The 16,477-nt window shown below is 61.6% G+C and carries 16 protein-coding genes and 2 pseudogenes; 5 read left to right on the top strand and 13 right to left on the bottom strand.

What is annotated here, in order from left to right:
* Window positions 1-82, bottom strand: a pseudogene (locus tag FSO04_RS48060) (IS5/IS1182 family transposase); the annotation flags it as partial.
* 38 nt (window positions 83-120) lie between these two features.
* Between FSO04_RS48060 and FSO04_RS48055 the strand changes: the two are divergent.
* Window positions 121-339 (top strand): annotated as a pseudogene (locus FSO04_RS48055) (MaoC/PaaZ C-terminal domain-containing protein); the annotation flags it as partial.
* 144 nt (window positions 340-483) lie between these two features.
* Here FSO04_RS48055 and FSO04_RS42340 read toward each other — a convergent pair.
* From FSO04_RS42340 to FSO04_RS42315, 6 genes are all read right to left on the bottom strand, one after another.
* Window positions 484-1,185 carry a glutathione binding-like protein gene (locus FSO04_RS42340; RefSeq protein ID WP_154567315.1) on the bottom strand — a complete coding sequence of 234 codons (702 nt, stop codon included), beginning with the start codon at window positions 1,183-1,185 and terminating at the stop codon, window positions 484-486.
* Between the two features lie 128 nt (window positions 1,186-1,313).
* The gene (locus FSO04_RS42335; RefSeq protein WP_154567314.1) at window positions 1,314-2,573 is read right to left on the bottom strand and encodes an acyl-CoA dehydrogenase family protein; all 1,260 of its coding nucleotides are present in this window, start codon (window positions 2,571-2,573) and stop codon (window positions 1,314-1,316) included.
* Between the two features lie 60 nt (window positions 2,574-2,633).
* Entirely contained in the window at window positions 2,634-3,740 is a 1,107-nt protein-coding gene (locus tag FSO04_RS42330) for a phosphotransferase (RefSeq protein ID WP_154567313.1), read from the bottom strand.
* A 20-nt stretch (window positions 3,741-3,760) separates the two neighbouring features.
* A complete protein-coding gene (locus FSO04_RS42325; RefSeq protein WP_154567312.1) occupies window positions 3,761-4,477 on the bottom strand; it encodes a histidine phosphatase family protein in 717 nt (238 codons plus the stop codon).
* A gap of 21 nt (window positions 4,478-4,498) precedes the next feature.
* Entirely contained in the window at window positions 4,499-5,287 is a 789-nt protein-coding gene (locus FSO04_RS42320; protein ID WP_154567311.1) for an oxepin-CoA hydrolase, alternative type, read from the bottom strand.
* Window positions 5,284-6,840 carry a 3-hydroxyacyl-CoA dehydrogenase gene (locus FSO04_RS42315; RefSeq protein WP_154567310.1) on the bottom strand — a complete coding sequence of 519 codons (1,557 nt, stop codon included), beginning with the start codon at window positions 6,838-6,840 and terminating at the stop codon, window positions 5,284-5,286. The genes FSO04_RS42320 and FSO04_RS42315 overlap by 4 nt, the downstream gene beginning before the upstream one ends.
* 126 nt (window positions 6,841-6,966) lie before the next feature.
* Between FSO04_RS42315 and FSO04_RS42310 the strand changes: the two genes are divergently transcribed.
* Complete coding sequence (locus FSO04_RS42310) at window positions 6,967-7,614, top strand: glutathione S-transferase family protein (RefSeq protein WP_154567309.1); 648 nt, start codon at window positions 6,967-6,969, stop codon at window positions 7,612-7,614.
* 112 nt (window positions 7,615-7,726) lie between these two features.
* On the opposite strand, the gene FSO04_RS42305 is transcribed toward FSO04_RS42310, so the two are convergent.
* A complete protein-coding gene (locus FSO04_RS42305) occupies window positions 7,727-8,899 on the bottom strand; it encodes a pyridoxal phosphate-dependent aminotransferase (RefSeq protein ID WP_154567308.1) in 1,173 nt (390 codons plus the stop codon).
* Window positions 8,900-9,026: 127 nt separating this feature from the next.
* Window positions 9,027-9,515, bottom strand: a complete 489-nt coding sequence (locus FSO04_RS42300) for a putative toxin-antitoxin system toxin component, PIN family (RefSeq protein WP_154567307.1) — start codon at window positions 9,513-9,515, stop codon at window positions 9,027-9,029.
* Between the two features lie 57 nt (window positions 9,516-9,572).
* Here FSO04_RS42300 and yaaA point away from each other — a divergent pair, with 57 nt between their 5' ends.
* Both yaaA and FSO04_RS42290 read left to right on the top strand, forming a co-directional pair.
* Window positions 9,573-10,355, top strand: a complete 783-nt coding sequence (gene yaaA, locus FSO04_RS42295) for a peroxide stress protein YaaA (RefSeq protein ID WP_097391901.1) — start codon at window positions 9,573-9,575, stop codon at window positions 10,353-10,355.
* Window positions 10,356-10,389: 34 nt separating this feature from the next.
* The gene (locus FSO04_RS42290; protein ID WP_154567306.1) at window positions 10,390-11,544 is read left to right on the top strand and encodes a M14 family metallopeptidase; all 1,155 of its coding nucleotides are present in this window, start codon (window positions 10,390-10,392) and stop codon (window positions 11,542-11,544) included.
* Window positions 11,545-11,660: 116 nt separating this feature from the next.
* On the opposite strand, the gene FSO04_RS42285 is transcribed toward FSO04_RS42290, so the two are convergent.
* The 4 genes from FSO04_RS42285 to FSO04_RS42270 form a co-directional block, all read right to left on the bottom strand.
* Window positions 11,661-12,338 (bottom strand): BspC domain-containing protein, encoded by a 678-nt coding sequence (locus FSO04_RS42285; RefSeq protein ID WP_154567305.1) that lies wholly within the window; start codon window positions 12,336-12,338, stop codon window positions 11,661-11,663.
* Between the two features lie 167 nt (window positions 12,339-12,505).
* Window positions 12,506-13,180 carry an energy-coupling factor ABC transporter permease gene (locus FSO04_RS42280; RefSeq protein WP_093639753.1) on the bottom strand — a complete coding sequence of 225 codons (675 nt, stop codon included), beginning with the start codon at window positions 13,178-13,180 and terminating at the stop codon, window positions 12,506-12,508.
* Window positions 13,181-13,292: 112 nt separating this feature from the next.
* The gene (locus tag FSO04_RS42275) at window positions 13,293-14,168 is read right to left on the bottom strand and encodes a response regulator transcription factor (RefSeq protein WP_154567304.1); all 876 of its coding nucleotides are present in this window, start codon (window positions 14,166-14,168) and stop codon (window positions 13,293-13,295) included.
* A gap of 216 nt (window positions 14,169-14,384) precedes the next feature.
* A complete protein-coding gene (locus tag FSO04_RS42270; protein ID WP_154567303.1) occupies window positions 14,385-15,599 on the bottom strand; it encodes a DUF2863 family protein in 1,215 nt (404 codons plus the stop codon).
* Between the two features lie 271 nt (window positions 15,600-15,870).
* Here FSO04_RS42270 and FSO04_RS42265 point away from each other — a divergent pair.
* A partial coding sequence (locus FSO04_RS42265) for an AI-2E family transporter (protein ID WP_168436015.1) occupies window positions 15,871-16,477 on the top strand: 607 nt, incomplete at its 3' end.

Below are 16,477 nucleotides of genomic sequence, written 5' to 3'. Positions count from 1 at the left end.
TCAGCGTCAGATACGGTGCCGCGAAGCTCCATTCTTCGTCGGATACATCGCTCGGATACCCTTTGCGGTCTGCTCTTTTCATCCCACCAGGATACCAGGTCTCACACAAAGTGCCTAACACGCTCTAAGCAGCGCATGGGCGTCAACTACGGATTGAATCGTGTGCGGTTCACGTCACCGGTGCTGGTCGGCTCACAGTTGCGCGCCCGGTTTGCGGTGGAGTCCGTCACCGACGTCGACAACGGCGGTGTGCAGGTTGAGTGGAATGTGACGCTGGAGCGGCTGGGCAGTGAACGGCCGGTCTGCGTCGCGGAGTTCATCACGCGGCACTATTTCTAACCGTTCACAGCCGATCGGTTGGCAAAAAAGCGCGAGTGGCAGTGATGCCGTCTCGCGCTTTTTTATGTCGATGCCTCAACAGATGGCAATGCCGTGGTCGTTGTCAATGTGAACGAGCGCCGATGCCAAGGGACGACGGCATGCCTACCGCTTCGCGTACTGCGTCGCGCCGAACAGCATTTCCTTAGCCTTGTCGTCCATGAGCGGCTTGCGGGCCGACGCCAGCACGTCAACACCGCGTACCACCGCCGGACGCGCGGCAATTTCTTCGTGCCACCGCTTCACATGCGGGAACGTATCCAGCTCGATGCCCTGGTTTTGCCACGAGCGCGTCCACGGAAATGCGGCGATGTCAGCGATCGTGTAGTCGTTGCCGGCCAGATACTGTGTCTTGCCGAGCTGCGTATCCATCACGCCATAGAGACGCCGCGTTTCGTTCGTGTAGCGATTGATCGCGTATTCGATTGGCTCCGGCGCATAAATGCGGAAATGATGTGTTTGTCCAAGCATCGGACCGATGCCGCCCATCTGAAACATCAGCCATTGCAGCGTCGCATAGCGTGCGGCCGGATCAGTCGGCAGCAACTTGCCGGTTTTCTCCGCCAGATAAATCAGAATCGCGCCTGATTCGAATAGCGCGAACGGCTTGCCGTCGGCGTCTTTAGGACCTTCGGAATCGACGATCGCCGGAATCTTGTTGTTCGGGCTAATCGCCAAGAACTCGGGTTTGAACTGGTCGCCCGCGCCGATATCGACGCCGTGCGCCGTGTACGCGAGGCCCGTTTCCTCGAGCATGATGTGAACCTTATGGCCGTTCGGGGTTGCCCAGCTATAGACATCGATCATCCTGGCTCCTTCGTTTCGTGAAAGCGGCGCCACAAAGGGCGCCGCTGTTGACGAAAATTAGAGCATAGATCGGACAATGCTGCTGGCCGTGAACCCGCGCGCCGTCGGCTACCGCCCCATCCCCGACCTCAAACCCGCGTAATCGGCGTTTCCACTCGGGCCGCAGCACCCGCATCCATATAACGCGCCAGTTCGAGCTTTGCGATCGCGTTGCGGTGCACTTCGTCGGGGCCATCGGCGAAGCGCAACGTCCGCGCGTTGGCGTATGCATACGCCAACGGGAAATCGTCGCTGACGCCGCCGCCGCCGTGCGCCTGGATCGCCCAGTCGATCACCTGGCATGCCATATTCGGCGCGACCACCTTGATCATGGCGATCTCGCCACGCGCGCCCTTGTTGCCGACCGTGTCCATCATGTACGCGGTCTTCAGCGTCAGCAGGCGCGCCTGTTCGATCATGCAGCGCGCTTCGGCCATGCGCTCCTGCGTGACGCCCTGTGCGGAAACCGGTTTGCCGAAAGCGACGCGTTGCATGGAGCGTTTGGCCATGAGTTCGAGCGCGCGTTCGGCGAGACCGATCAAACGCATGCAGTGGTGGATGCGTCCCGGTCCGAGGCGGCCTTGGGCGATTTCGAAGCCGCGCCCTTCGCCGAGCAGCATATTGGTAGCCGGCACGCGCACGTTTTCGAGCGTGATTTCCATGTGGCCGTGGGGCGCGTCGTCGTAGCCGAATACGGTGAGCGGGCGGTGCACGGTGATGCCGGTCGCGTCGGCGGGGACCAGGATCATCGACTGCTGCGCATGACGTGGCGCCTCAGGATCGGTCTTGCCCATCACGATGTAGACCTTGCAGCGCGGGTCCCCCGCACCGGACGACCACCACTTGTGACCGTTGATCACGTAGGTGTCGCCATCGCGCACGATGCTCGTCTGGATATTGGTCGCGTCCGACGAGGCTACCTCCGGCTCGGTCATCAGAAACGCCGAGCGGATGTGCCCTTGCAGCAGCGGTTCGAGCCATTCGCGCTTGTTGTCGTCGCTGCCGTAGCGCTCGATCGTTTCCATGTTGCCAGTGTCGGGCGCATTGCAGTTGAACACTTCCGGCGCCCAAGGCACACGGCCCATGATCTCGCAGAGCGGCGCGTATTCAAGATTCGTCAGACCGGCGCCGCGTACCGATTCAGGCAGGAACAGGTTCCACAAACCGGCGTCGCGCGCTTTCTGTTTCAGTTGTTCGATCAGTTCGGTCGGCAGCCATGCGTTGCCGTTCTGACGATTGCAGGCGATCTCGGCATAGAACGCCTGCTCATTCGGATAGATGTGCTCGTCGAAGAAGGCGAGCAGTTTCTCGCGCAGCGCCTGCACCTTCGGGGTGTAATCGAAATTCATGTATGACCTCGCGGATGACGAATGACGTTTGTTCGGGAGTGCAATCTGGCGCCGATTTGCTTAACGTACTTTCTGTGCGTAGCGCCAGGCGAGTTCGGCCATCGGCTTCGCGCGACGGCCGGCATCGAGCGCCTGAGCGCTGGCCGCGGTGCCATCGACTACACGCTTCATGATCCCTTGCAGGATCGCCGCGATGCGGAACATGTTGTACGCGAGATAGAAATTCCAGTCGCCGTGGATCTCGAAGCCGGTGCGCTTGCAATAGCGCTCGACGTACTGCGCTTCGTCGGGAATGCCGAGGGCCGCCCAGTCGAGGCCCGCAATGCCGCGGAATTGCGCCGGGTCGACGTGCCACGCCATGCAGTGATACGCGAAGTCGGCGAGCGGGTCACCGAGCGTCGATAGTTCCCAGTCGAGTACGGCCAGTACGCGCGGCTCGGTGGGATGGAAGATCAGGTTGTCGAGCCGGTAGTCGCCATGTACGACCGAGGCGCGCTCGCTCGTTTCCGCCGGCATATGCTGCGGCAGCCATTCGATCAGACGCTGCATCGCGTCGATCGGTTCGGTTTCGGACGCGACGTACTGTTTGCTCCAACGGCCGATCTGGCGTGCGAAGTAATTACCCGGTTTGCCGTAGTCGGCAAGACCGATCGACGTGACGTCGACGCTATGCAGCGCGGCGATCACGCGATTCATTTCGTCGTAAATTGCCGCGCGCTCTGCAGGCGTCATGCCGGGTAGAGACTGGTCCCACAGCACGCGGCCTTCGACGAACTCCATCACGTAGAACGCCCGGCCGATCACACTTTCGTCTTCGCACAAGGCGAGCATGTTTGCGACGGGCACGTCGGTGTCTGCAAGTGCATGCATCACGCGGTATTCGCGTTCGACCGCGTGCGCCGAGGGCAATAACTTCGCGGCCGGGCCGGGCTTCGCGCGCATCACGTACGAGCGCGACGGCGTGACGAGTTTGAAGGTGGGGTTCGATTGGCCGCCGGCGAATTGCTCCAAGGTGAGCGGTCCGGCAAATCCATCGACATGCTGGGTTAGCCACGCGGCGAGCGCGTCGCTGTCGAAGCGTTGCCGCTCGTTGACCGGGCGCGTGCCCTCGAAGGCCGAGTAATCCGGTTTCTGTTCTGGTTCGCCGGTCTGTGTGGCTTGCACCATGTGTCTCCTCCAGTTCGGGTTCAGCTACGCTTGTATTGAATGAATTGTGCGTAGAGCATTTCCATCGTGGTGTTGCGAACGTCGCGATGGAGCGGCGACGGCGGTGAATAGTTGATCGCGCGCAGCACCCAGTCGCGCGACTCGGCGCCGACGTCGAGCGCGTTGATGCAACCGGTGGCCTGCGCCAGATGGCCGAAGAAAGTGCGGCCGCCGGCGGTGAGCGCGTGCGACAGAATCGCGCGATTCACGCCGCCGTGCAGCACCAGCAGCACGGTGTCCCACGACGTGTCCTCGCGCAACGCCGCCACCGCGGGCAACACGCGGTCAAACAACGCGCCAATGGTTTCGCCGTCGAGAAAGCGCGTTGTTTCCGGCACGATGCCGTCGAACACGCCGAGAAATGCCGCTTCGATATCCTGCTGCGGAATGTTGCTGAGCTTGCCGCCGCGAATTTCCTGCCATGCCGGCTCGATGTCGAGCTCGATCTGCTGACCGGTCTCGGCCAAAACGCGTTGCGCGGTTTCAACCGTGCGCGGCAAGCCGCTCACGATCACCCGATCGAACCGGACTTGCTGCTCGGCAAATACGCGGCCTGCCGCGCTGGCCTGTTCGCGGCCATTCGCATTCAACGGCACCGTTTCAGGATCGATCGCGCGGCCGCTGTCGTCGAAGTAGGTTACGTCGCCGTGACGCATCAGGAAGATGCGGCGGCGTTTGGGGAGTTGATATTCAGGCATCGTCCCTTCGTTCACTTATGTTTACTTGTAGACAGGAGCGCGTTTTTCGAGGAACGCTGAAATCCCTTCGAGACCGTCGCGATGGTGCAGTGAGGCGACGAAGCTGTCGCGCTCAGCGACCAGATGTTCAGCAAGCGGCTGTGCACCGGCCGCGCCGATGAGCCCCTTGATGCGCGCGACCGAATTCGGCGAAATCTTGCCGAGTTCGTCGGCCCAGGCGACAGCGGTGTCGCGCACGGTGCCGGTCTTCGCTAGCTTGTTGACGACACCGAGATCGTATAGACGCGAGGCGCCGATCGGTTTGCCTTCGATCAGCACTTCGGTCGCCAGTTGACGCGGCAAGGCTTGCGCGAGAAACCACGAGCCGCCGCCATCGGGTGTAAGACCGACGCGGGCATACGACATCACGAACTTGGCGTCTTCCGCCGCGACGATCAGATCGCACGCGAGTGCTAATGAAAATCCTGCACCGGCTGCGGCGCCATCGACGGCGGCGATCACCGGCTTTGACGAAAGACGCAGCGCCGAAATCCATTCGCCGAGCAGATCGATGCTTTCGGCCTGCACCGACGGATCCTTCGCGCGGTTTTCCAGCAGACGGTTCAGATTGCCGCCGGCACAAAAGAAATTGTCCGCGCCGGTAATCACGACGGCGCGGATCGACGGATCACGCTCCACCGATTCGAGCGCTTCGATGCCCGCGGCATACATGTCCGGATGCAGCGCATTACGTGCGCCGGGGTTCGACAGCGTGAGGACCAGCGTTGATTCGCTTTCGGTCGGGCGTGAGGTCAGCAGTTCGGCGCTCATTGTTGGGTCTCCGTTTGAGTGTCGGCAGCGTCGCGTTGCGTCAGCGACAGGCCAAGTTGCGCGCGCCGTGCAAGCCAGGGCGACGGGCGATAGCGTGGATCGCCGAGCACGCTGAAGATATTGCGCAAGATGGTGAGGATCGTCTTCGCGCCCAATGTATCGCCGAGTGCGAGCGGTCCGCGCGGGTAGCCGAGGCCTAGCGTCACCGCGAGGTCGATGTCCCCCGGCATCGCGATCTGTTTTTGCGCGATGTCGCAGCCGATGTTGACGATGGTCGCCACGACGCGTTGCGCGACGAAGCCGGTTGAATCGCGAATCACGGTGACGGGAACGCCATCCGCGGCAAACAGTGCGTGCGCGGTCTCGCGTGCGGCGCGACTGGTAGCGGGTGTTGTCATCAGCGTGCGGCGCTGCGCGGCGGCCAGCGGGAAGAGGGCGTCGATAGCAACAACGCGAGTTGCATCGAGTGCTTCGTCGACGGAGGCGGTAGTCGCGTCATGACCGAACGGTGTCACGACGATCAGCGAGTCCGCTGCGGGCACCGCGCCTTCGTCGAGTTTGACGCCAGCTTTGGCGACGAGTTGCACGACGGCTTCATGCGCCTCCGGATAGCGCTTGCTGACCCACACGCTGTGCGGCAGTTCAGTTGGCGCGGGCGCTTCCGCGGGAACTTGCTGCTTACCGTCTTCATAGCGGTAAAAGCCTTCGCCTGTTTTGCGGCCGATCAGCCCGCCCGCAAGCCGAGTGCCTGTGATCGGCGACGGTGTGAAGCGCGGTTCTTCATAGAACTGGTGATAGATCGATTCCATCACTGGATGCGATACATCGAGCGCGGTCAGATCGAGCAGTTCGAACGGGCCGAGGCGAAAGCCTGCCTGCTCGCGCATGATGCGGTCGATGTCGGCAAAACTCGCCACGCCTTCGCCGGCTACCCGCAGGCCTTCGGTATTCATGCCGCGGCCGGCATGATTGACGATGAAGCCGGGCATGTCTTTCGCACGCACCGGCGTGTGGCCCATGCGTCGCGCGAGTTCCATCAGCGCGTCGCCGACGGCGGGATCACTGCGCAGGCCGTCGATCACTTCGACGACCTTCATCAACGGAACCGGATTGAAGAAGTGATAACCGGCCACCCGCGATGGGTTCGTGCAGCCCGCCGCAATCGCGGTAATCGACAACGACGACGTGTTCGACGCCAGCACGCAACGGCCACTCACCACCGTTTCGAGTTCGCGAAAGAGCGCTTGCTTCACATCGAGCTTTTCAACGATCGCCTCGACGACCAGATCGCAATCGGCCAGATCGCCGACGACCTGCGCGCCGCTCACGTTCGCCAGCGCGGCGAGCGAACGGGCCTGGTCGAGCTTGCCTTTGGCAGTCAATTTGGCGAAAGTCTCGGCAAGGTAGTCGCGCGCGGCGCCGATCGCAGCAGGGTTCGTGTCGTATAGACGTACGGTGAGACCCGCCAGTGCGGCAATCTGGGCGATGCCACGGCCCATTGCACCGGTTCCGACAATGCCGATAGTCTCGATGCTGAAATTGCGAGAGGTCATTGTGATGCTCGACTCCATGGTTATTTTAGAATAGCACGATCGTGCAATTTACTGGATGATTGATCGAAGGCCGCCGCGTTGATTTTGACGGGCGGTCTCAAACAACCGGAAGAAAGGAGACACCCGATGATCAAGCTGTGCGGTTTCGCGCTCTCTAACTATTACAACAAGGTGAAGTTCGTGCTCCTCGAACACGGCATTCCGTTCGAGGAAGTGTTCGTGCTGCCGAGCCAGGAAGAGACCATGCTCGAGCATTCTCCGCTCGGCAAGGTGCCCTATATCCAGACCGAACACGGCGATCTGTGCGAATCGCAAGGCATCGTCGAGTATCTGGCCGCGCGTTTTCCCGACAAGGCGATTTTCTCCGCTGATCCGTGGGAAGCGGCCAAAGAGCGCGAACTGATCATGTTCGTGGATGTGCATCTCGAACTGACCGCGCGCAATCTCTACAAGGAAGCATTCTTCGGCGGCACCGTGACTGACGCGACCAAGGGGCGCGTCGAGAAGCTGCTCGCGCATCACATTGCCGGCTTCAAGCGGATTGCGAAGTTCGGGCCGTATCTGCGCGGCGAGCGCTTCAGTGTCGCCGACGCAGCGGGGTTTGTGAGCTTGCCGCTGGTGGGCATGGCGACGCAGACCATCTACGGCCGCGATTTTCTGCTCGACGCCGGCGTGGACTGGAAAAGCTATGTGAAGGCGATCAACGCCCGACCGGCCGCGCAGCGCGTGACCGATGATCGCAAGGCGTATATCGCGGCCTCGCGTCCGGCTTGAGGCGTGGCGGTGGCGTTGCGTGCGAAATGAGCTCGGGCGTGCAACGCACGCATGGGCCGCTGCGCGCGATGGCGAGGAACGTGGGTTCGTTCGCAGCATCGCGCGGGGCGTCCTAGAGCCGCGCCAGCCGGTCGAGCGCCGTGGCGAGGGTGGCTTCCTGCTTGGCAAAGCAGAAGCGCACCACGCCCGATTCATGCGCCTCGTGATAGAACGCCGAAACGGGAATTGCCGCGACACCGATCTCGCCGGTCAGCCATTGCGCAAATTCGGCTTCGGGCAAATCGCTGATCGCCGAATAGTCGACGCACTGAAAGTAGGTGCCCGTGCAAGGCAGCAGCCTGAAGCGTGAATTCGCGAGGCCGGCGCGGAAGTAGTCGCGTTTCTTCTGATAAAACGTGGGGAGATCCAGATACGGTGCCGGATCCTTCATATATTCCGCGAGGCCGACCTGCATCGGCGTGTTGACCGTAAACACGTTGAACTGGTGCACTTTGCGGAATTCAGCCGTGAGCGCGGCGGGCGCGGCCACGTAGCCGATCTTCCAGCCGGTGACGTGGTAGGTCTTGCCGAAGCTCGACACCACGAAACTGCGCTGCGCCAGTTCCGGATAACGCGCCACGCTTTCGTGCGGCGCGCCGTCGTACACCATGTGTTCGTAGACTTCGTCGGACAGAATCAGCACGTTGGTGCCGCGCACGATTTCTTCGAGCTTGCGCATATCTTCCGCGCGCCAGACCGTGCCGGTCGGATTGTGCGGGGTGTTGATCAGCAGGAGCCGCGTTTTCGGCGTGATCGCGGCGGCGAGCTTGTCGAACGGGATCGCGTAGTCGGGCGCGTCGAGCGTGACGAATACCGGCTTGCCGCCGGCCAGCTCGATCGATGGCAGGTAACTGTCGTAGGTCGGCTCGACCACGATCACTTCGTCGCCCGGATGCACGGTACAGAGAATCGCGGTCAGCAGCGCCTGGGTGGCGCCTGCCGTCACGGTGATCTCGCTGGTGGCGTCGTAGCGGCGGCCGTACAGGTTGGCGATCTTGTCCGAAATCGCCTGACGCAGCGGCGCGGCGCCGGCCATCGGCGGGTATTGATTGTGGCCGTCGCGCATGGCGCTCGCGACCGCGTCGACAATGCGGGGGTCGCAACCGAAGTCGGGAAAGCCCTGGCCGAGGTTCACCGCGCCTTTTTCGGCGGCGAGCGCGCTCATCACGGTGAAAATCGTCGTGCCGACGTCCGGCAGGCGGGACGGAAACGAGGGACTCATGGGCGTGTCGTGCGGTGCATTCATGGCGCTGTCCGGAGCGTGGTCGAGTGAGTTGGTGAAAGACGTCGTTCGAAAAGGACGAAGCCTGATTGTAGGGAATCGTGGCCCTGCGTGCGCGCAGTCGGCCCGACGTTGGCCATCCGGCCAGGGGTCATACGGGCGCTGGCTCGTGTGCCGCGCTCACGCAGACGCTGACGAACGGCGCAGGCTGCGCAATCTGGAAACCGAAGTCACGCGCAATCCGCTTGGCCAGTTTCAACACCGCGCGGTCTTTCGACACCAGCCAGTCGGCTTGCGCCGCGTGCGCGAGTTCGAGGAATTTCTGGTCGTCGCGGTCTTTGCATTTCGGCAACGGCCTGGCATCTTCCGCGGGCGCAGCGGGTTCGACCAACTGCGTGAGGCGTGCAACGACGGCAAGCGCCGCCGCCTTGTCCACATTGCGATGCACGAATTGCGGGTAGTCGAGCACGTAGGTAAGTTCGGCGAGGCAGCGCGCGTCGATCAGCGCGGAGAGTGCGCCACTTTCGAGCGCGGCGCGGATCGGCCGCGTGTGCGGATCGTCGAACACGAGAATATCGATCCACACATTGGAATCGAGGACGACGCGCAGAGCGCCGTGTGAGGCATGGGAACCGGGCATTCGTTACAATCTGGCTTTCGTCTTTGACCGCCAGGCACGGCGTGCCTGCAAGCCTCTATGATAATCGTTCTGTCGCCGGCGAAATCGCTCGACTACGAAACCCCTCCGCACGTCAAAAAGCACACGATCCCCGATTTCGTCGACGATGCGGCCGAATTGATCGGCGGATTGCGCCTTTTGTCGCCGCAGCAGATCGGTTCGTTGATGAGCATTTCGGATCAACTCGCGCACCTCAATTTCCAGCGTTACGCGGAATGGTCGCCCAGTTTCGGCACGCACAACGCCAAGCAGGCCGTGCTCGCGTTCAACGGCGATGTGTACGAAGGCTTCAATGCCAGAACGTTGTCGTCGGCCGATCTGGATTACGCGCAGAATCATGTGCGCGTGCTTTCCGGCCTGTACGGTTTGTTGCGTCCGCTCGATCTGCTGCAACCGTACCGCCTCGAAATGGGCACGCGCTTTGCCAATACGCGCGGCAAGGATCTGTACGCGTTCTGGGGTGAACGGATCACGCAGGCTTTGAACGCGCAATTGAAGAAGCGCGCTGCCGCCTCACGCGTGTTGGTCAACTGTGCGTCGGGTGAGTACTTCAAGTCGGTCAAGCCCAAGGTGCTCGAAGCGCCGATCATCACGCCGGTGTTCGAAGACTGGAAGGGCGGCCGCTACAAGATCATCAGTTTCCACGCAAAGCGCGCACGCGGTCTGATGGCGCGCTACGCGGTCGAAAACCGTCTCGACAAGCCCGAGCAACTGAAGGCCTTCAACGCCGAAGGCTACGCGTTCGACGCCGAAGCCTCGAACGATTCCACCTACGTATTCCGCCGCCGCATCGCTGACTAAGCGATCGCCGCGCACACAAGCAGGGAAGAACATCATGACGTTATCGATTACGAGCAACTTCGATGCGGGCGCGATCGAAGTGCTGGCCTGCGAAGACGCCGGCAACATCCGTTTGCGCGTGCGGCCCGACAGTCAGGCCGAGTTCGCGCAGTGGTTTTATTTCCGGTTGTCCGGCGCGGCCGGCGAGCGCTGCGTGATGACCTTCGAAAATGCTGCGGCGTGCGCTTTCGCCGAAGGCTGGCGCGACTACCAGGCAGTGGCAAGCTATGACCGCGTGAACTGGTTCCGCGTGCCGACTTCCTACGACGGCCGTGTGTTGACGATCGACCACACGCCGGATTTCGACCGCATCTACTACGCGTATTTCGAGCCGTATAGCGAGGAACGTCACTCGGAGTTTCTCGGCGCGATCCAGCAGATGCCGCAGGCCACGCTCACAGAGTTGGGCAGGACCGTCGAAGGCCGGCCGATGTCGCTGCTGACGCTTGGTACTCCGCAAACCGGCGACACGCCCAAGAAGAAGATCTGGCTGATCGCGCGTCAGCATCCTGGTGAGACGATGGCTGAATGGTTTATCGAAGGTCTCGTCAAGCGTCTCGCGGGTTGGGGCGATTGGGCGGGCGATCCGGTGGCGCGCAAGCTCTACGATCACGCGGTGTTCTACATCGTGCCGAACATGAATCCGGATGGCAGCGTGCACGGCAATTTGCGCACTAACGCGACGGGCGCGAACCTGAACCGCGAATGGATGGAACCGGACGCCGCGCGCAGTCCCGAGGTGCTCGTGGTGCGTGATGCGATTCACGCGACCGGTTGCGACCTCTTTTTCGATATCCACGGCGACGAGGCGCTGCCGTACGTGTTCGTGGCCGGCTCCGAAATGCTGCCGGGTTTCACCGAGCGGCAGGGCGAGGAGCAGAAAGCGTTCATCGAAGCATTCAAGCATGCGAGCCCGGATTTCCAGGACAAGTACGGCTACGCCGCGAGCAAGTATCGTGAGGACGCGCTCAAGCTGGCTTCGAAGTACATCGGCAACGAATTCGGCTGTCTGTCGTTGACGCTGGAGATGCCGTTCAAGGACAACGCCAATCTGCCGGACGAGCGGGTGGGTTGGAACGGGGAGCGTAGCGCGTCGCTGGGCGCCGCCATGCTGCAGGCTATTTTGCGACACGTGGAGACGTTCGCGTAACTGGACGCCGCATAAAGAAACGGGGCACACACTCTGGAAGTGTGTGCCCCGTTTTTTGCTGGGTGCGAGCCAAATTCGTAGTGCGGACCCGTTGACGCGGCCTTCGCTCTTGTCCGCTATTGAGTCTTTTTCGCTGGGGACTTCTTCGCGGTCGATTTGCTCGCAGACTTACCTGAAGACTTGCTGGAAGTTGCTCGCGAAGATTTTCCCGAGCTTGCCTTCGAGGACTTGCCGGTTGCTTTCTTCGTAGTTTTACCGCTGGCCGAGTGCTTGCCCTTCACACCCTTATGCTTGCCCGAGGACGCTCGCGATCCCGTTGACCCGGTGCTGTGCGCACGGGCCGGCGGCACCGGATCGTTCCAGCTGAACGCCAGCATCTGGGCGCCCACATAGCCGCAACGGAATTTGAGATCGGCTGGATCTCCACCGCCGCTCTGGCGGATACCGAGGCCCTCGACGGTAACGATGTTGTCCACCTTGACGCGCTGCTTGCCTTCGTCGAACGAATCGTTCCAGGGCGTGACTGCCGCATGCGCGCTGTCGAAGGAGCTGGGCGGAAATTCGACATGGTCGAAGGCGGTCGATGTGCTTGCAACAAAATTGCCATGGGCAGCGCAGTCCGCGACTAGCGGGTCCGCATGCATGTCATTGACAAATTTGTTGACGAGATCGTTGTGCTGTTCGAGTTGATCGGCGTATGCGGGAGCAGTGCAAATGAGCGAGAGACTCGCTGCAAATGTTGCTAACCGGCCGACCAACCGCAGCAATCGGCGCGGTACGTTGGTGCGATCCATCTAGTTCGTTAGACGCTAATAAGACATGAGGCACGTAAGATGCCTGGCGAGAGGGATGAGTTCAATCCTGACACAAATATTTTGTCCTGTCGTGGTGCGGGGACTCAGGCGCTTTATGTGCCGGGATGGCAGATTGCCGTCGATACGTGCTCGATGCCGCGCCCGTGTCAGGTGCGTGGCCCGCCCAATCGATATCGACGCACATCATAAGTGGTAACCCACGCAGGGCGGTAGACCGCGATCAATGCCGTCGACATGCCCGTGAACCAGGCTTCGCCAGTGGCGAGCAGAAGCACGCTGAACGCGTAGCCGACCGGCACCACGGTCATTGAACCGTCTGCGAGTGTGATGTGAACGCCGAGCGCCGCGGCCGCCGTAAGCGACACGGCAATGGCGGGTGAGACAAAACCCTGGCCGAAAATGAACATGAAGAGGTTACGCGGCAGCCAGGCGATGCTGGCGCGTTGGATCAAGGTCGAGATACCGACAGGCAACGCACCGAACACGAGGAAAGTCAGTGCAATGCCCTGCCAGGGGGCGTCGAAGACGACAGCGGCGAGACCGGTGACGATCGCCATGGCGATCAGCGCCAGTGCCCAATCGAATAATGTGACAACCAGCGTGGCGCCGAGCAGATGCATGACAGTACCGTCGTCGAGCCACGCGTTGCTCGCCCACAGCACGGACACCGCAACGATGATTGCGAGCCAGACGTGCTGGAGTGTGCCGTCCTGAAGTCGTTTGAAAGGATTTTTCCACAGCGCGAGCGCGACCACTATCGCAGTGGCGATCCAGCCACCGACAGCGACCCAGAACGGAAGCGGTGTGTAGAGGAAACCCATGTATCTCATATTACTCGTTGGACGAGAAAAGGTGTGAGCGGATTCCATGCCAGCCGGCGCGAACGCCGCGAGAAAACGCGCGTTTCGATTCTGGCGCGCGCGCCGGCTGACGTTATGCCGAATCTTGCGTGACCGGTTCCGCCGTCAACCCGGCGGGCGCATCGCCGTATGGCGTGCTCGGTTCGGCCGCTATTGGCAGCGTGTCGGCCGTGTCGTTCGCTGGCAACGGATATTGGAAGCGCCGCAGTGTGCGGCGCCGCAATGGCACCACTCCGGCTTGCCCCATTACCGGACGAACCTGACCTCCGCCATCGTTGCGCAGTACTTGCAAGTGAGCCGACAGCCAGCCGTTGTACAGCGCGACCGCGGCGGCGCGGTTAGGCGCTCCGAGTTGCTGAAATATGCTGGTCAGATGGATCTTGACGGTGCCTTCACTGATGCCGAGCGTGCGCGCAATCATCTTGTTGGTGCTGCCCATGTGGACGCAGCGCATGATCTGCTCCTGGCGGGGCGACAGGCCGTTGGAAAGTTTGGCCCGGCGTGGTGGTGGACTCTTTTCATCGAACGGCCGGATGGTGGCATCCGGCGGTAGCGGAGGATTGAGCGCCAACGCGCCGGGCGGCACATAGTGACCGCCCAGCAGCACCATCTCGAAAGCGCGCACGATCAGGCATGGGTCGGTTTCGCGCGGAATCACGCCGAGCACACCTTCGTCCATGAGATCCCGTACGACGGTTGGAGAGACCTTGTCGGTCAGCACTGCAATGCGCAGGTCCGGGTAATGGCTGAGCAGATGACGGGTGTCGTCGACTGACATCCAGTCCTGCCAGTCAATCACGAGCAGGTCGGGACGCAGACGCTTGAGCGTACGTTCAACCTGACGCCAATCCTGTGCTTCGTTAAAGCGCGCTAGCCGGTCGATTTGCCGCAGCAGTGCTTTGAGTCCATCGCGTCGTTCCGCGTCTGAGTTGAGTATTGAGAATCGCATGCCGTGTCTCCAGATGAATCGGGCGAGGTGGCGCGATGCGTGTGGGCCGGCGAAGGTGCCGGGCGCATTGCGATGCACCACCGGCACTATGATGACAAATTCCCTTCGGTTTGACCCCCTGTCCAAAAGGCATAGGAGGAATGACATAAAAAAAGCCCCGCACGCGGCGGGGCTTTCTGATGTCGACGGCGGCGCAATGACGCCGGCGCTGGCGGGTCAGTGGAAATGCGGTTGCGCGGGCTCCGCGTCCTCCGGCATCTCGGCGTGGACGATTTCGCCGAGCGGGTCCGCATAGAGCGGCACACCGCAGTCATCGCAATATTCCGGCTCGAAGCGGCCCGAGTGGCGGCGCACGTCTGTCACGCCGGTTTCCTTGAGCAATGCGACGATTTCTTCGAGTGGGTCGTCTGACGCAGCGGTCTCTTGCGGTTCTTCGTCGATGCCGGGCTCGCCGTTCTCGCGGCCGTAAAGCGGCCATACGACGCCGTAGATCACATCATTGCTGCCGCGGCGCGTGAAGCCGACGCGGTATTCGTCGATACGGCGCTCGCCGAACCCTGCGACAACCGCGCGCAGTTCCTGTGGCGCCGCACCGATTGTGTCGAACAGGTAGCGGACGGCGGTGCGTACCGTGTGAGGGCGCACCCGTTCGTCGGCGTCGCGGCAGGCCGAATAATAGGCATCCGGCAGCAGACACTCGAACTCACATCCGGGCAGCACCAGCGACAGATTGGCGCCGCCTTGCGTTGCCCATTGTTCGAGGCATTGACCACGCTCAATCCGGCTGCCGTTTTCTTCTTCCTGCCAGCGAAACGCCGGCTCGCCTACCGGCGCCGCGACCACAGCCAGCAGAAAGCGCGGGTCGGCCAGGATGGGCGAGGTTTCCGGCAGCTCGCCAAAATTGAGTTTGACGTTGCCACCCGCCATGGCTGCTTGAGCGAGTTGCTGGGCAATGCGCCAGGTTTCGACGTGGTGACGCGGCAGTTGGTCGATGCTGTACAGGAACGGCACCATGGCCACACGCGTATTTGCCGCGAGCACGTGCGCTTGCAGGTGCGCGCGCAGCGCGTCGGCTGCGTCCACTTTGAGCGGGCCGGAAGGAATCATGTAGCGAGTCCAGGCCAGCACGGGCGCGGCGATCAGCAGCGCTTCATAAGGAGCGCCTTCATGGTCGACGATGAACGACTCGCTGTGCGTTTCCGCCATGTCGGCGAGTGCGCCGTAAGCATCGGGATGATTCTGCTGCAGATGATCGAGCGCGGCGTCCAGCGTAGTCTGGTTGGCGTTACGGACGATCTTGGTCAGCAGCGCATCGAGCTTCGCTTCCCAGAAGCGGTCTTCGGTGCGGCTGCCCGACGCGAAAAGCGCGAGCGAGAGACCGACAAGCTTGTCGGCATCGGGGGGGAGACGTTTGGCGATTCGCGAGCGCATAAATCCGGAAATTGGGAGGCACAGAACCTTATATTCTAGTCTTTTCTATGCCGCCATATTATTTGGCTGACTATGCCGGATGGATTGGGACGTTTCCACATTAAAAATAAGCCCCTTGCGGGAGGCGCCAGATGCGTTGCGCGGCGTCTTGGCCGGATGATATAAGACATGCCCAGGGGTGTGGCTCGCTCCTATACTGACCACCGTCGGCGGGCGACTGACAAGCGTATGCCTATTCGTCGCTGTGGTCTGGCACAACAGGAGATTCATAGTGAAATCGGACCAACTGATTGAACGTCTCGCTGCAGTGTTCGCGTTGATCATATTGGTAGGTGGCTCCCTGCTGGTGCTTGCGCCTTTTACAACAGCGCTGTTGTGGGGCGCCATTCTCAGTTATAGCTCGTGGGGCCTGTACCGGCGGCTCACTACAGCGGTGGGGGGGCGGCGAAAGCTCGCCGCGACGTTGATCGTGCTCATTATTCTGATTGTGGTGCTTGGCCCGTTCGTCTATGCGGGCTTTGCCTTTGGTGCGCACGTTCACGACATCGTCGCGTTGGTACAGAGGCTCTTCGAGGCTGGCTTGCCGGATTTGCCGCCGTGGGTTGGACGAATCCCGCTGGTTGGCTCGAACATCGAGACGTTCTGGGCGAACGTAACGAGCAGCAACTCTGAACTGATCGCGCAAATGCGTGCGCTTGCGGCGCCGGCCGGCAAGTGGATTCTGGCGGCTGCGATTGCCGTTACGCACGGTTTGGGTTTGTTGGCGCTGAGTATCGTGCTCGCGTTCTTCTTTTATACCGGGGGGGAGGGCGCGGCGGCCTGGTTGAAGGCGGGCATGCGCCGCATCGCCGGCGAACGCGCCGATTACTTGTTGGCAC

Source organism: Paraburkholderia madseniana (assembly GCF_009690905.1).
In the GTDB taxonomy this organism is placed as follows: domain Bacteria; phylum Pseudomonadota; class Gammaproteobacteria; order Burkholderiales; family Burkholderiaceae; genus Paraburkholderia; species Paraburkholderia madseniana.
The sequence above is the reverse complement of the archived record's forward strand: the minus strand, read 5'-3'. Positions and strand labels throughout refer to the sequence as shown.

Coding starts and splice junctions, on each gene's coding strand:
- FSO04_RS42340 (WP_154567315.1), bottom strand. CDS start 1,185: ATGATCGATGTCTATAGCTGGGCAACCCCGAACGGCCATAAGGTTCAC.
- FSO04_RS42335 (WP_154567314.1), bottom strand. CDS start 2,573: ATGAATTTCGATTACACCCCGAAGGTGCAGGCGCTGCGCGAGAAACTG.
- FSO04_RS42330 (WP_154567313.1), bottom strand. CDS start 3,740: ATGGTGCAAGCCACACAGACCGGCGAACCAGAACAGAAACCGGATTAC.
- FSO04_RS42325 (WP_154567312.1), bottom strand. CDS start 4,477: ATGCCTGAATATCAACTCCCCAAACGCCGCCGCATCTTCCTGATGCGT.
- FSO04_RS42320 (WP_154567311.1), bottom strand. CDS start 5,287: ATGAGCGCCGAACTGCTGACCTCACGCCCGACCGAAAGCGAATCAACG.
- FSO04_RS42315 (WP_154567310.1), bottom strand. CDS start 6,840: ATGACCTCTCGCAATTTCAGCATCGAGACTATCGGCATTGTCGGAACC.
- FSO04_RS42310 (WP_154567309.1), top strand. CDS start 6,967: ATGATCAAGCTGTGCGGTTTCGCGCTCTCTAACTATTACAACAAGGTG.
- FSO04_RS42305 (WP_154567308.1), bottom strand. CDS start 8,899: ATGAATGCACCGCACGACACGCCCATGAGTCCCTCGTTTCCGTCCCGC.
- FSO04_RS42300 (WP_154567307.1), bottom strand. CDS start 9,515: ATGCCCGGTTCCCATGCCTCACACGGCGCTCTGCGCGTCGTCCTCGAT.
- yaaA (WP_097391901.1), top strand. CDS start 9,573: ATGATAATCGTTCTGTCGCCGGCGAAATCGCTCGACTACGAAACCCCT.
- FSO04_RS42290 (WP_154567306.1), top strand. CDS start 10,390: ATGACGTTATCGATTACGAGCAACTTCGATGCGGGCGCGATCGAAGTG.
- FSO04_RS42285 (WP_154567305.1), bottom strand. CDS start 12,338: ATGGATCGCACCAACGTACCGCGCCGATTGCTGCGGTTGGTCGGCCGG.
- FSO04_RS42280 (WP_093639753.1), bottom strand. CDS start 13,180: ATGGGTTTCCTCTACACACCGCTTCCGTTCTGGGTCGCTGTCGGTGGC.
- FSO04_RS42275 (WP_154567304.1), bottom strand. CDS start 14,168: ATGCGATTCTCAATACTCAACTCAGACGCGGAACGACGCGATGGACTC.
- FSO04_RS42270 (WP_154567303.1), bottom strand. CDS start 15,599: ATGCGCTCGCGAATCGCCAAACGTCTCCCCCCCGATGCCGACAAGCTT.